The 14,566-nt window shown below is 72.4% G+C and carries 12 protein-coding genes; 7 read left to right on the forward strand and 5 right to left on the reverse strand.

Going from position 1 to position 14,566, the window contains the following annotated elements:
• The first annotated feature begins 167 nt into the window (after positions 1-167).
• The 7 genes from HGB44_RS21940 (at position 168) to HGB44_RS21970 (ending at position 8,996) form a co-directional block, all read left to right on the forward strand.
• Positions 168-1,724 (forward strand): sugar transferase, encoded by a 1,557-nt coding sequence (locus tag HGB44_RS21940; RefSeq protein WP_168444104.1) that lies wholly within the window; start codon positions 168-170, stop codon positions 1,722-1,724.
• A 3-nt stretch (positions 1,725-1,727) separates the two neighbouring features.
• Positions 1,728-2,519, forward strand: coding sequence for a 3'(2'),5'-bisphosphate nucleotidase CysQ (locus HGB44_RS21945; RefSeq protein ID WP_026338425.1), 792 nt, complete (start codon positions 1,728-1,730; stop codon positions 2,517-2,519).
• A 50-nt stretch (positions 2,520-2,569) separates the two neighbouring features.
• Complete coding sequence (gene cysD / locus HGB44_RS21950; protein ID WP_061083641.1) at positions 2,570-3,499, forward strand: sulfate adenylyltransferase subunit CysD; 930 nt, start codon at positions 2,570-2,572, stop codon at positions 3,497-3,499.
• Between the two features lie 140 nt (positions 3,500-3,639).
• The gene (gene cysN / locus HGB44_RS21955; RefSeq protein WP_267909112.1) at positions 3,640-4,923 is read left to right on the forward strand and encodes a sulfate adenylyltransferase subunit CysN; all 1,284 of its coding nucleotides are present in this window, start codon (positions 3,640-3,642) and stop codon (positions 4,921-4,923) included.
• Positions 4,924-5,474: 551 nt separating this feature from the next.
• Positions 5,475-6,635 carry a S8 family peptidase gene (locus tag HGB44_RS21960; protein ID WP_061083639.1) on the forward strand — a complete coding sequence of 387 codons (1,161 nt, stop codon included), beginning with the start codon at positions 5,475-5,477 and terminating at the stop codon, positions 6,633-6,635.
• Between the two features lie 242 nt (positions 6,636-6,877).
• Complete coding sequence (locus tag HGB44_RS21965; RefSeq protein ID WP_061083644.1) at positions 6,878-7,768, forward strand: sulfotransferase; 891 nt, start codon at positions 6,878-6,880, stop codon at positions 7,766-7,768.
• A gap of 103 nt (positions 7,769-7,871) precedes the next feature.
• Positions 7,872-8,996: a glycoside hydrolase family 26 protein gene (locus HGB44_RS21970; RefSeq protein ID WP_061083638.1), complete on the forward strand. Its 1,125-nt coding sequence runs from the start codon at positions 7,872-7,874 to the stop codon at positions 8,994-8,996.
• A gap of 128 nt (positions 8,997-9,124) precedes the next feature.
• Here the strand turns inward: HGB44_RS21970 and HGB44_RS21975 are convergent, their stop codons facing one another.
• The 5 genes from HGB44_RS21975 to HGB44_RS21995 form a co-directional block, all read right to left on the reverse strand.
• Positions 9,125-9,709, reverse strand: a complete 585-nt coding sequence (locus HGB44_RS21975) for a GNAT family N-acetyltransferase (protein ID WP_061082792.1) — start codon at positions 9,707-9,709, stop codon at positions 9,125-9,127.
• Positions 9,710-9,766: 57 nt separating this feature from the next.
• On the reverse strand, positions 9,767-11,407 hold the full coding sequence (locus HGB44_RS21980) for a glycosyltransferase (RefSeq protein WP_061082791.1): 1,641 nt from the start codon (positions 11,405-11,407) through the stop codon (positions 9,767-9,769).
• The gene (locus HGB44_RS21985; protein WP_061082790.1) at positions 11,404-11,862 is read right to left on the reverse strand and encodes a glycosyltransferase family 28 protein; all 459 of its coding nucleotides are present in this window, start codon (positions 11,860-11,862) and stop codon (positions 11,404-11,406) included. Before HGB44_RS21985 ends, HGB44_RS21980 begins: the two co-directional genes overlap by 4 nt.
• A gap of 194 nt (positions 11,863-12,056) precedes the next feature.
• Positions 12,057-13,613 (reverse strand): lipopolysaccharide biosynthesis protein, encoded by a 1,557-nt coding sequence (locus HGB44_RS21990; protein WP_061082789.1) that lies wholly within the window; start codon positions 13,611-13,613, stop codon positions 12,057-12,059.
• Positions 13,583-14,464 (reverse strand): sulfotransferase domain-containing protein, encoded by an 882-nt coding sequence (locus HGB44_RS21995; protein WP_061082788.1) that lies wholly within the window; start codon positions 14,462-14,464, stop codon positions 13,583-13,585. The genes HGB44_RS21990 and HGB44_RS21995 overlap by 31 nt, the downstream gene beginning before the upstream one ends.
• Between the last annotated feature and the right edge of the window lie 102 nt (positions 14,465-14,566).

A 14,566-nucleotide genomic window follows, 5' to 3' on the forward strand; every position in this document is an offset into this window, starting at 1 on the left:
ACAAGCCGCAACACTGCGCGACTTTTCCACTACTTTTGGTTACTGTTCGGGGCGTTGGTCTCCGCGCCCGACGCACCTGCCCCGCTCACGTCCTCAGAGTGCTCTCCCGTGGCGCGCGGAGCGATGCCGTGTGAGCTGCCAGAGTCGTGGGTTTTGGGGGAGTGTACGTGGTCACAACCAGCCGGACGGAGACCGTCCGCGAACAGTCGACGCGGATCGTGGTCGGCCCCGGAACCCCAGGGGTCCCAGGGATCCCCGGGACGGCGGGCGCCACCGAGCGGCGCGGAGTGATCTCCCCCGGCGGGACCAACAGCGCCTGGGTGCGCCCCTACGTCGTGAGCCTGGTCGGACTGGACCTGGCCGCCGCCCTCACCGCCGCCCTCAGCGGAACGGCGGTCCGCTTCCCCTCCGCCCTCGGGGCGGCCACCACCCTGCCCTACCTGGCCCTCTCCCTCCTGCTGCCCCCCGTGTGGATCCTCTTCGTCTACCTGGGCGGCGGCTACGCCCGCCGCTTCCTCGGCGTGGGCACGGAGGAGTACCGCCGCGTCGCCACGGCCGGTATCGCCCTCGCCGCGACCGTCGCCGTCGGCGCCTACGCCATGCGCTTCGACCTCGCCCGCGGCTACGCGCTCGTCACCCTGCCGCTCATCCTCCTGCTCACCCTCGGCCTCAGGTACGCGCGCCGCAAGGCCCTGCACCGGCGCCGCGGTTCGGGCCAGTGCATGAGCGGGGTCGTGGTCGTCGGCTACCGCGTGGCCGTCCGCGACCTGGTCCGCCGGTTCCGCGGCGAGGTCTACCACGGCATGCGCGTCGTGGGCGTGTGCCTGCCCCAGGGGGAGGCCGCCTCGGGCCCGGGCGCCGACGAGGTGGAGGGCTGCCCGGTCCTGGGCACCTTCACCGGCGCCGCGGAGGCCGCCGCCCTGGTCGGGGCCGACACCGTCGCGGTCCTGGCCTGCCCGGAGATGGACGGGGCCGAACTGCGCCGCCTGGCCTGGCGGCTGGAGGAGACCGGCACCGACCTCATCGTGGCCTCCGCGCTCATGGACGTGGCCGGGCCGCGCACCTCCATCCGCCCGGTCGCGGGGCTGCCCCTGCTGCACGTGGAGCACCCCGAACTGGTGGGCGCGCGCCGCGTCCTCAAGGGCGCCTTCGACCGCTGCGCCGCCGCCCTGGCCCTGGTGCTGCTCTCGCCGCTGTTCCTCGTGCTGTGCGTCCTCGTCCGGTCCGAGGGCGGCGGGCCAGCCCTCTTCACCCAGACGCGCGTGGGCAGGGGCGGGGGCGAGTTCACCGTCTACAAGTTCCGTACGATGGTGGTGGGGGCCGAGGCGTTGAAGGCGATGCTCCAGCCCCGCAACGAGCACGAGGGCGTGCTGTTCAAGATGCGCCGCGACCCCAGGGTGACGACCGTGGGGGCCTGGCTGCGCCGGTACTCGCTCGACGAGCTTCCCCAGCTCGTCAACGTGGTCCGGGGAGAGATGTCGCTCGTCGGCCCGAGGCCGCCGCTTCCGGAGGAGGTCGCCCGCTACGGGGACGACGTCCGCCGCAGGTTGGTGGTCAAGCCGGGTATGACGGGTCTGTGGCAGGTGAGCGGCCGCTCCGACCTCTCGTGGGAGGAATCGGTCCGGCTCGATCTGCGGTACGTGGAAAACTGGTCGCTGACACTGGACGTCCAGATCTTGTGGAAGACGTGGTCAGCGGTGATCCGTGGGGCGGGAGCATACTAGCCGGTGAAGAACATCCGAAACGATCATGAGGTGGCACGCGACCTGGCGAGCGAGGCGGGGCAGCTGCTGCTGCGCCTGCGCGCCCGACACGGTTTCGACGAGCCCGACGTCCTGCGCACCCTGGGGGACCGCACCTCCCACGAGTTCCTGTTCTCCGCGCTGGGACGGCTGCGGCCCAGCGACGCCGTCCTCTCCGAGGAGGGGGCCGACGACCCCGCGCGGCTCAACGCGCGCCGGGTGTGGATCATCGATCCCCTCGACGGCACGCGCGAGTTCGCCGAGGCCGGGCGCACCGACTGGGCGGTGCACGTGGCGCTGTGGGAGAACGGCGACCTGGTCGCGGGCGCCGTGGCGCTGCCCGCCCAGGGCAGCACCCTGTCCACGGTCGATCCGCCGTGGCTGCCCGAGGAGCGCCCCTCGGACCAGCGGCTGCGCATCACCGCCAGCCGGACCAGGCCCCCGGCCTTCGTCCAGCGGATGGCCACCCAGCTCGGCGCCGAGGTGGTCCCGATGGGCTCGGCGGGCGCCAAGATCTGCGCGGTGCTGCTCGGCATAGCCGACATCTACGTGCACGCGGGCGGCCAGTACGAGTGGGACAGCGCAGCCCCGGTGGCGGTGGCCCGGGCCTCGGGTCTGCACACCTCCCGGATCGACGGATCCCCGCTGCGGTACAACACGGCGGACCCGCTGCTGCCGGATGTCCTTGTATGCCGATCGGAATTGTCGGGTATGTTGTTGGCGAGCATCCGCGACGGCGCGGACCTGGACAGCGCGGGTCCGCACGCGGGGGGCTGATAGGACGACCCCTCCGCCGTCGGCCCTGTCGGTATTTCTAAGGCGGATTCATGGGTCAGGCGAGTCAGCAGGCCGGACGCTACCAGCTCTCCCAGCTGGACGTCCTGGAGGCCGAAGCCATCTTCATCATGCGCGAGGTGGCCGCGGAGTTCGAGCGGCCGGTGCTGCTCTTCTCCGGCGGCAAGGACTCCATCGTCATGCTGCGCCTGGCCGAGAAGGCGTTCTGGCCCGGTGCCGTTCCGTTCCCCGTCATGCACGTGGACACCGGCCACAACTTCGACGAGGTCATCGAGTTCCGCGACCGCAGGGTCGCCGAGGCCGGCGTCCGCCTGGTCGTGGCCTCGGTGCAGGAGCAGATCGACGCGGGCAAGGTCACCGAGCCCACCGGCCGCTGGGCCAGCCGCAACCGCCTCCAGACCTCGGCGCTGCTGGAGGCCATCGAGGAGAACGGCTTCGACGCCGCCTTCGGCGGTGCGCGACGCGACGAGGAGAAGGCCCGGGCCAAGGAACGGGTCTTCTCCTTCCGCGACGAGTTCGGCCAGTGGGACCCCAAGAACCAGCGCCCCGAGCTGTGGAGCGTGTTCAACACCCGCATCGAGCGGGGCGAGCACATCCGGGTCTTCCCGATCTCCAACTGGACCGAGCTGGACGTGTGGGCCTACATCAAGCGGGAGCGGCTGGAGCTGCCCTCCATCTACTTCGCCCACGAGCGCGAGGTCTTCGAGCGCGACGGCATCCTGCTGTCGAACTCGCCCATCATCAACCGCGACGACACCGAGGTCCCGTTCACCGAGACCGTCCGCTACCGCACGGTCGGCGACCTCACCTGCACCGGAGCGGTCAAGTCCACGGCCGTGGAGATCGACGACATCATCGCCGAGATCGCCGCGACCCGGGTGACCGAGCGGGGGCAGACGCGGGCGGACGACCGCGCCAGCGAGGCCGCCATGGAGGACCGCAAGCGCGAGGGCTACTTCTAGCCGCCCCCGCGCCCCCGTCGGAGCCCGGCGCGGACGCGCCCAGCCGACGCAGGCTCCCCCCGTGAGCGGCTCGGCGGCCTCCGGATCCCGGTACGCCTCCGGCGCGGGCCACCCGTTCCCCGCAGACCACACACTCCGCATTGGACCAGGCAAGCATGAGCAATGACATCCTGCGGTTCGCGACGGCGGGTTCCGTCGACGACGGCAAGAGCACCCTGATCGGCCGACTGCTGTTCGACTCCAAGTCCATCTTCGAGGACCAGCTCGACGCGGTGGAGCGCACCAGCGTCGCGCGCGGCGAGGAGCAGACCAACCTGGCGCTGCTCACCGACGGCCTGCGCGCCGAGCGCGAGCAGGGCATCACCATCGACGTGGCGTACCGCTACTTCGCCACCCCCAAGCGCACCTTCATCATCGCCGACACCCCCGGGCACATCCAGTACACCCGGAACATGGTCACCGGCGCCTCCACGGCCGACCTCGCCATCATCCTGGTGGACGCGCGCAAGGGCCTCCAGGAGCAGAGCCGCCGCCACGCCTTCCTCACCACCCTGCTTCAGGTGCCCCACCTGGTGCTGGCGGTCAACAAGATGGACCTGGTGGACTACTCCCAGGACCGCTTCGAGGAGATCAAGGCCGAGTTCGCCGACTTCGCCACCAAGCTGGACGTGTGCGACCTGACGTTCGTGCCGATCTCGGCCCTGAACGGCGACAACGTGGTGACCCGCTCGGAGAACATGCCCTGGTACACCGGGCCCTCCCTGCTCCACCACCTGGAGAACGTGCACATCGCCTCCGACCGCAACCTCATCGACGCGCGCTTCCCCGTGCAGTACGTGATCCGGCCGCACAGGTCGGCCGACCCCGAGCTGCACGACTACCGGGGCTACGCGGGCCAGCTCGCGGGCGGCGTCCTCAAGCCGGGCGACGAGGTCACCCACCTGCCGTCCGGGCTGAACACGCGGATCGCCAGGATCGTCACCGCCGACGGCGACGTCACCGAGGCCTACTCGCCGATGTCGGTCACCCTCCTGCTGGAGGACGAGATCGACATCTCCCGGGGTGACATGATCTGCCGCCCCAACAACGCCCCCGCGGTCACCCAGGACGTGGAGGCGATGGTGTGCTGGATGACGGACGCGCGCAAGCTGGAACCGCGCTCCAAGCTCATCCTCAAGCACACCACCCGCACCGCGAAGGTCGTGGTCAAGGACCTGCGGTACCGGCTGGACGTCAACACGCTGCACCGCGACGAGCAGGCCGAGCACCTGTCGCTCAACGAGATCGGCCGGGTGCGGCTGCGCTCCACCCAGCCCCTGTTCGTGGACGAGTACGCCAAGAACCGCCAGACGGGCGGGTTCATCCTCATCGACGAGTCCACCAACGTCACGGTCGCCGCGGGGATGGTCGTCAAGACCGACTGACCCGGGGCGCCGGACGTCCGGAACGTGGAGGGGGCCGCCCGCGAGGGCGGCCCCCTCCACGTGTTCCGCCGCCGGACGGGGAGGCCCCGCGGGGAGCGGGTGCGGCGGGCCCGGACGCACCGGAAAGGGGCGGCGCGGGGGCGGAAAGGGCACCGTCAGGTGCGCCGCCGATGCCCGCGACCGTGCTATCCGAGAAATCTCTTTCGGTCCTCAGATTCTTGCGGAATGGTTTCCGAGGGTCAACGACGTGTTTCTCCACAAGGACTCCGGAAGGAGCCGAAAGGCCTGTCCGAAAAACGTTTGACCACTACAGGAGGGTGTTTTCAGGCCTCCTCCCCGCGGTGTCGAAGCACTCGGACGCTGCGCGACCACGGCCCCCGAAGGTCGCCGTGAGGTACTTGGACGCAAAAAAAGTTGCCCTCGCACCCTGGAGCGGAGGGCGAAGTCTGGTTATGGTGGCAAAGCGCAGCAAACCTGGAATCGCATGACTACTCTGGGTTATTAACCGCTGTGCGCCTCCCATTACCGTCCCCCGCAAAAGGAGAATACGAGTGCACAGGCACACCACGAGGAGAACGGTGCTCGGCCTCGCCGCGGCCGGAGCCCTCTCCGTCCCCCTGGCCCTGTCGGGAGCCGTCTCGGCGGGCGCCGACGAGCTCGCCCCCCTCCACACCGTCGGCGCCTCGGCCACCGGCGACTACTTCGTCGTCCTGGAGGACACGCTCAGCGCCGCCTCCGTCACCCCCTCGTCCCTCGGCATCTCCTCCGGCCAGGTCAACCACGCCTACGACGAGGTCGTCAACGGCTACTCGGCCAGTCTGAGCGCGGAGGAGGTGCGCGAACTGCGCGGGCAGTCGGGCGTCGCCTACGTCGAGGAGGTCGGCGTCGCGCACACCACCGTCACGTGGGGCCAGGACCGCATCGACCAGGAGGACCTCCCCCTGGACGGTTCCTACGGCACCACCGGTGACGGGGCCGGCGTCTCCGCCTACATCATCGACAGCGGCATCGACGCCTCGCACCCCGACTTCGGCGGTCGTGCCTCCTCCGCCTTCGACGCCTACGGCGGCGACGGCTCCGACGGCAACGGCCACGGGACCCACGTCGCGGGCACCATCGGCTCCGCCGCGTACGGCGTCGCCCCCGCCGCCGACCTCTTCGGCGTCAAGGTGCTCGACGACAACGGCTCGGGCTCCTACGACGACGTCATCGCCGGCATCGACTGGGTGGCCGCCAACGCCGGACCCAACGCGGTGGCCAACCTGTCACTGGGAGGCCCCGTCTCCCCGACCCTGGACGAGGCCGTCAACAGCCTGGCCGCGTCCGGTGTGTTCGTCGCGGTCGCGGCGGGCAACGAGGGCCAGGACGCGGGCAACACCTCCCCGGGCGGCGCCGAGGGCGTGACCACGGTCGGCGCCTCCGACGCGACCGACACCGCGGCCCCCTTCTCCAACCACGGCCCGTCCGTCGACATCTACGCCCCCGGTGTGGACGTGGAGTCCACCGTCCCCGGCGGAGGGACCGACTCCTACGACGGCACCTCGATGGCCAGCCCGCACGTCGCCGGGGCCGCAGCCCTGTACAAGAGCGTGAACGGCGACGACGACCAGGCCGCCATCCAGGACTGGCTCGTCTCCAACGCCGGAGCGGACAAGCTCGGCGGCGTTCCCGCGGGCACGGTCAACCTGCTGCTCAACGTCCAGGGCCTCTGACCCGGGGGGTTGTGGAGACCCCGCTCGTCCACAGCCCGCCCCCGCGGCCACCGCGCGAGGAGCAGACGAACAACCGGTCGGCCCCGGTCCGGGGGACACCTCCCCCGGACCGGGGCCGACGCGTGCCTGGGGCGCGGTCCCCGATCCGGGCGCGCAGTCGTCACGTCGGGGTCTTGTTCGATGACCGAAAGTAATAGCCTGGTGCGGTGGACGATGGTTATCGACTGGTGTTCGTCGGCGGAATGGGCCGCTCCGGCTCGACCCTGGTCGAGCGGCTCCTCGGCGAACTGCCCGGGTTCTGTTCGGTCGGCGAGGTCGTGCACCTGTGGCGGCGCGGACTGGTGGAGGACGAGCGGTGCGGCTGCGGCCGACCGTTCTCCGGCTGCGGTTTCTGGTCCGAGGTGGGCAAGGAGGCCTTCGGCGGCTGGGACCGTCTGGACACCGGGGAGGTGCTGCGGCTCAAGGACCGCGTCGACCGCACCCGGTTCCTGCCGGTGCTGCTCAACGGCCCGCACCAGGGCCTGCTCGCCTCCCGCTGCGACCGTTACACCGAGCTCTACCACCGCCTGTACTCGGCGGTGGCCCTGGTCAGCGGTGCCCACGTGATCGTGGACGCCAGCAAGCACGCCTCCCTGGCCGCCTGTCTGCGCTGGCGCTACGGCGCCCGGATGCGCCTGCTGCACGTGGTGCGCGACCCGCGTGCGGTGGCCCACTCCTGGGCCAGGCGCGTGGCGCGCCCGGACGCCTCCCCCGACAGCAGCGAGCCGGAGATGGCCCGCTACTCGGCCGGTCGGGCGTCGGTGCAGTGGATGACCCAGAACGCCTGCTTCGACGCCCTGGCCCGGCGCGGCGTCCCGACCCTGCGCGTGCGCTACGAGGACTTCGTCGCCGACCCCGGCGGCGAGTTCGACCGGATCGCGGGGTTCGCGGGGTACCCGGGCACCCCGCCGGACGCGGCGCGGGGCTGCTCCGGCCTGTCGGAGGGGCACGCCGTGTCGGGAAACCCGATGCGCTTCACGGCCGGGCGCGTCGGGGTCCGCGCCGACCACGGGTGGCGCGAGGCGATGCCCTCCTGGCGGCGGCGTCTGGTGGCCGCCGTGACGGCTCCGTCCCGAGGGCGTTACGGCTACTGAAGTCCGTTTTGCCACTTCAAGGACTGTTGTCCGCCCCAAATATGACGTATGGTGTCCATCTGAACACTCTGAGTAGCATTCGGAGAGCTAGGGGGAGTTCGCCGTGGACAGGGGACCGGTACGGGCACTGGCGACGACGGGGGCACTGACCCTCGTCCTGACACTGGCCGGGGCGGGGGACAGCCCGGCGGACGGGACCCCGTCCTCTCCACGGCAACCCTCGGACCGGCCGGTGGGGGCGGCGGAGCCCCCCCGGGGCGGGGGGTACGCCGCCGACGAGGAGTGCACCGTCTCGGAGATCCTGGAACCCTCGTGCGGAGTCTGGTGGGGGGCCAGCCCCTACCAGGACCGGATCGAGCCGCTGGAGGAGGCGGTCGACCGCCGCATGGACATCGTCTACACCTGGCGCGGCGTCGACCAGGCGAACATCCCCGGCAGGCGCGAACGCGACCTGATCGCCGAGGGCAGGTTCGTGCACACCAACATCGAGGCCCGGCGGTTCACGCGCTCCGGGCACCCGGCGGTCTCCTACGAGTCCATCATCGACGGCGAGTTCGACGACTCCCTGCGGTCCCAGGCCGACGCCGTCGCGGAACTGGGGGTGCCCTACTTCGTCACCTTCGACCACGAGGCCGACGCCAACACGCGCTACGACAGGCGCGGCACCCCCGAGGAGTTCGTGCGGGCCTGGCGGCACATCGTGGACCTGTACCGCGAGGAGGGCGCGGACAATGCCATCTGGGTGTGGAACGTGACCGGGTGGGAGGGCAACTTCGACCGTCTCCCCGGCCTGTGGCCCGGCAACGACTACGTGGACTGGGTCAGCTGGGAGGCCTACAACATGACCGGCTGCGACTCCCAGCCGCACTGGGACGAGGTGTACTCCTTCGAGGACATGATGCGTCCGGCCTACGAGTGGTTCCAGAACGAGGGGCCCGAACACGGGATCGACCCGGACAAGCCGGTGATGATCGGCGAGATGGGCACCACGCCCATCGGCCCGCGGGAGACCCTGGAGTGGTACACCGAGATCCCCGACGTGCTGCGCCGCTACGAGCGGGTGCGCGCGGTCAAGGTGTGGGACAACAAGCTGTCCGCGGACTGCGACTTCCGGATCCGGGCCAACGAGCACGCCCAGCGCGGCTTCGAGGCGGCCGGGCAGGACCCGTACGTGTACCTGCCCGAGCAGGTGCGCGACCTGGCCGAGTACGCCCGGGAACGGGGTTGACCGCCCGGGGCCCGGGCCGTCCGGGTAGGTCCGCGCGTGTGGGAGCCCGCGCGCGGGGGCGTGCCGCCGCCCCCGGTCCAGTACCGCGTCCCCGCCCGGTGAGGCCCGTGCGCGGGGGCGTACCGGATTCAGCCGCCCACGGGCCGGAACATGGACCAGGTGCGCGGGCCGCCCCCGGGCAGCTCGTACTCGGCGGTCACCCGGAAGCCGAGCGACGTGTACAGGCCCACGTTGTCCTCCGTCGACGTCTCCAGGAACGCGGGGAAGCCCGCCGTGTCGGCCTCGTGCAGACCGGCTCCGACCACCGCGCGCCCCAGGCCCTGACCCCGGGACGCGGGGTGGACGCCGACGGTGCCGAGGAACCACACCGGCTCCTCCGGCCGGTACGGCGCCATGGCGGCCTCGGCCGCCGCGTAGGCCGGGGCGCGGTCGCCCGCCAGCTCCACGAGCCGGGGGAGCAGGGCCTCCATGGCCTCCTGCGCGCCGTCGGAGCCGGGCACCGTCCAGACGGAGACCGCCCGGAGGTCGTCGCTCACCCACACCCGTCCGTACGGAAGGCCGACGTCGGCGAGGAAGACGCGCTGGAACTCCCGCAGCCGCGTTCCGTGACCGTCGGCGCTGATCACGTGACGGGTGAAGGGGTAGTCCGCGAAAGCGGCGGCCAGCGTGTCCGCCGCCTCCTCGACGTCCTCGGAGGTGGCTTTTCGGATCATGCGCGTCCTTCCCGGCTGCTCGGTCCGCGCGCCGGGCATCCGGCGCGCGGACCGAGGTTACACGCCCCTGCCGCGCAGGTGCAGCGCACGCGTGATCCACCCGGCGGGCACCCCGAACACCACCGCCAGCGCCAGGTAGGCGCGGGCCTCGGCCGGGCGGCTGCGGACCGTGGTGCCGATCCAGCGCAGCGCGGCGCGTCGGCGCCCGGAGGCGGCCTCGGCGAAGGCGATCTGCCCGGCCACGCGCGCGTGGCCGCGCGGCACCAGCGCGAACTCGGGGTAGCGGTCCAGCAGCCAGCGCAGGGCGGTGGAGATGGTCCGCCAGCGCCCGGAGAAGTGCGACCTGCGGTGCCACAGCACCCGCACTCCCGGCTCGGGGATGTTGCGGATGGGGCCGCGCCGGGCCAGCCGCAGCAGCAGTTCGTAGTCCTCGGCGTAGCTGCCGGGGATCTCCTCGCTGACGGTTCCGCAGCCGTCGATCATGGCGCGGCGCCGGATGAGGAACGTGGACGGGTGCAGCTCGGTCAGGCGCGAGCCCAGCAGGTCGCCGAAGGTCACGCTGGTGCGGTCCAGGCTGCGGACCGCCTCGACCCTGTCGTACACCACCCGGATGCCGCAGCACACCAGCTCGGTGCCGGGCTCGTCGAGCATGACGTCGACCTGCGCCCGGAGCTTCCCGGGCAGCCACGTGTCGTCGTCGTCGCAGAAGGCCACCAGGTCGGTGTCGGCGGCGAGCACGCCGGTGTTGCGGGCCCCGGCCAGGCCGGGGGTGAGGGTGTTGGTGACCACCCGCACGGGGCGGTCGCCGTCGGAGCGGGCCAGGGAGGGGTCGGGCTGGTCGTTGTCGAAGACGACGATCGTGGTGATGGGGCCGGAGTAGTCCTGCTCGTTGATCGCCCGCAGGGTGCGGCGCAGCAGTTCCGGCCGGTCCCGGGTGGGCACCACCACGGTCACGCCGGGTCGGGGCGCGGTGTCGGGTGCGCCGGTCCGCGCGGCGGTCTGCGCGCAGGCGCGGTCGGCGGTCTGGTGGCCGGTTCGGTTGGTGGCCAGCGGACCCGTGTCGCTTCCGGCGGTGCGGACGGCGGATCCGGTGGCCGGTGCGTCGGGGTCCGCGGCGGTCCCAGCGGCGGTTTCCGCCGCCGCGTCCCGGACACCGGTGAGCAGGTCGATGAGCTCCCCGGCGCGCAGCGCGGCGCGCTCGGTGCCCTCGCCGTCGCCGGGATCCACCCGGAAGTCCCCGGGTGAGGCGAGCGCCCTGTCCAGGAGCGCGAAGAGCTGTTGGGGGGTGGCGCAGGAGCGTATCCGGCCCGCCTCCTCCAGACGCCGCACGAACAGGAGCTGGTGCTCGTCGACGTGCTCGTCCAGTTCGGGGTCGCGGGCGACGACGATGGGCAGGCGTCCGGCGCGGCGGGCCTGGACGATGGTGCCCGGTCCGCCGTGGGCGACGACCACCCGGGCCCGGCGCATGTGCTCGCCGAGCTCCTCCCCGGGCAGGAAGGGGGTGCCCGCGGCCACGGCGGGGGCGGCGCTGTGCCCGTGCTGGACCAGGAAGCGCAAGGTCCGGCGGCGCCTGGCGTAGTCGTCGATCCAGCGGACCAGCCGGTCGAAGGAGTGGTGGTCGGTGCCGAGGCTGACGACCACGTCGGGGTGGCCGCTGTCGTCGGGGCGCGGGACGGGACGCGTGGTCTGTTCGGTCAAAGCAGCGGTCCTACCGTGATGGCGGTCGGCATGAAGGCGCGCTGTTCCTCCCACTGGGCGAGGAACAGCCGGGTGAACGGGCGGCACAGCCGGGCGGTGAGCGTCGGTGTGTCGAGGCGGTCGTAGACCTCGATGTAGACGGTCGGTATCCGCAGCAGCCACGCCAGGACGAAGAACGGCAGGGCCACCCCGGCACCGGTGGTGACCACGGCGCAGGGGCGCCGCTCGCGCAGGACGCGGACGGCCAGCCAGGCGTTGCGCAGCAGGTTGCCCACGTGGCGGGTGGTGGGGTGGAAGGCCCACCGGACGCGCTCGCCGGTCAGGGCGGACTCGGCGTCGGGGGTCCGGAAGGTCACCCACACGCGCTCGCGGTGCCGCCACCAGGGGCGCAGTGAGCACAGCTGGGTGAGGTGCCCTCCACTGGAGGCCACCAGGAGAACCGGTCGTGGAGACATGTGGTCATCATTTCATAACTCTGTGTAGTCGCTGGGATGGTCACGGCGAGGCGCACCGGTTGTCCACAGGCGGAGAGGGCGTCTTCCGCCGGGCGCGCGGGGGCTTTCATGGATAACGGGGGGTCCCCCGGGCCCGCCCGCCTCGGCGTGCCCGCACCGCCGTCAACCGCCGTCCCGGGTCACCGCCGTGTGCCTCACCGGCGCGGGCCCAGGCCCAGGAGTCCCCGCAGCGACCACACCGTCACCAGATGCCCTGCAGCTCCCGAGGCCACCGCCATCGCCAGCGTCGCGATTCCGCCGCCCAGCAGCGCCTCCAGCGCCAGCGGCAGGGCGCCGAACCACGTCAGCGCGCTGGCCGTCGCGGCCAGCACCGGACGGCTGAACGGGTGCAGCACCACGCGGGACCGCAGCTGCCACAGGGGGAGCAGCTTGCGCACCAGCATCGCGGCCACCAGGGCCACGGCCGCCCCGGCCGCTCCGGCCACGGGCACGAGCAGCACGCACACCAGCACGTTCGCCGCCAGCGACAGCACGTTGTTGACCAGGTTCAGCCGGGTCAGTCCGGTCATCGTCAGGACCAGGTCACCCATGCCCAGCGCCGCGGCCGTCAGCTGGCCCGCGCACACCACGGTCAGCGCCGTCGCCCCCGCCGCGTACTCCGGCCCGAACAGCCGCATCACCTCCGGAGCGAACACCAACACCGACAGGTACAAAGGCCACAGCAGACACACCAGCCACGCCGTTCCCGCCTGGTAGAGGGCCCGGACCCCGGCGTGGTCGCCCGTCGCCAGCTGTTCGGCGAACCTGGGCTGGGCCGCGTACAGCACCGCCTGCGTGCCGAACTGGCCGACCACCATGACCCGCGTGGCCGCCGTGAACACCGCCGCTCCGGTCAGCCCGCTCAGGAGCGCCACGAGGACCACGCCGCCGCGCTGCACGCCCATCTGGGCGACCGCGGCCACCGCGCGCGGCAGGGAGAAGGACCAGAACGTCCGCGCGTCCACCCGTTCCACGGTCTCCTGAACCACGGCTGTTCCGGTGAACCCGGGCGCACCGTCGGCGCCGCCGGCCTCGGGAGCGGCCCGACGCACGACACGGCCCAGCCAGAACCACGCCACCACAGCCGCGGGCAGATACGGCCCCGCCCACGCCAGGGCCAACAGCCCCGCCGCCCCCGACAGCGCTGCCCCCGCCACCAGGGCGAGCTGCGCCAGAGGACGGCCCACCTTGTCCACCAGCACGGTTCCGGCCATGTCGTGGTGGGCGCGCGTCGCGGCCAGGGCCGTGTCCGCCAGTACCGCGAACGGCAGGAACACCGCCAGCAGCCGCAGGTAGACCTCCGCTCCGTCGCCGCCCAGGCCCCGTGCCACCGGCCCGGCGCACACCAGCAGCAGCACCGCCAGCGCGCACGCCACGAGCACGGCCGGGGCCACGGCCGTCCGCAGCAGCCGGGGCACGCCCCCGGGCTCCCCGAACACCCGCATCCGGGCGATGAAGTACACCAGCCCGTCCGACGCGCCCAGGTTGGCCACCACCGCGGCGATCAGGAACACCGACGTCGCCGAGAACAGCAACCCCGCCGTCTCCTGGGAGAACGCCCGCGTGATCGTCACGATCACGGCGAGGTTCAGCGCGGCGCCGACCACGGCCCCCGCCATGTTGACCGCCCCGCCGCGCAGGACGCGGCGCAGCCCCGCCCGCTCCCGCTCCGCCGCGGCGGTCACGCGCGCCACGAGGGGACGCGCCCCCACCAGTCCGCCAACCGGGCGTCGCTGTCGGCGAACCGCGCGCTCAGTTCCGCACGCAGTTCCCCGGGCATCGTCGTCCGGGCGCGCGCGTTGTGCCTGCCCGGGGCGTTCCCCGGCCCGGGCGGCAGCCCCAGGAACCGCTCCACCCCGTTCAGGGCCCGCGCCGTGCCGTCGAACAGGTCGGCGTGGTCCACCACGTGCATCCGGTCCCGTCCCAGGTGCTTCTCCATCCGCGCCAGCTGGTCCGCGTAGCGGCCGCGCGCCACGTAGCCGTGGTGCTGGTGGGAGTACGAGCGGTACCCGGGGTCGGCCGTCATCCGCTCCTCCTCACCGGCCAGCCGCTCCGGCTCCAGTTCCAGCGCCCGCTCGAACGGCTCCGTCTCGAACCCGCGCGCGGTCTCGTGCGCGTGCGCCGAGTAGGCCCGCTCCACCGGGTCGCGCAGGATGACCACCACCCGCACGTCCGGCAGGTCGCGGGCGATCCGCTCGGCGGCCAGGGGGTGGAACAGGTAGTACGGGCTGGACTCGACCACCCTCACCCGGGGGCGCCCCCGCCGGGCCCGCAGCGACGCGCGCAGGGGGAAGTACGCCCGGTACCGGTCCGGGCCGCCGCGGTAGCCGGTGTCGAAGTAGTGGACCCCCTTGCGCAGGGTGGGGCCGGTGACGCACGGGTGCAGGCACAGCGACCTGAACAGCGACGTCGTGCCCGAGCGCTGCGCCCCGCAGACGAGGAAGTCGGGCAGCGCGCGGGCCGGCGCGGTGAGCGCGCCCAGGCCGTCGGCGAGGGGCAGGAGTGCCTTCCGGGCAGGGACGGCCATGCGGTGGAACAGGACGGGAACGGTGCTCCGGGGCATCACGTGCTCCTTCTGTCGCGGTTTCGGTCACCCAGGCCGCCGTCCTCGGCGCCCGGGTTCGACGGGTCGTGTCGATCGATCGGGGGGCCTGGTCCGGCGGGC

This window comes from Nocardiopsis alborubida, from assembly GCF_012396365.1.
GTDB lineage: Bacteria > Actinomycetota > Actinomycetes > Streptosporangiales > Streptosporangiaceae > Nocardiopsis > Nocardiopsis alborubida.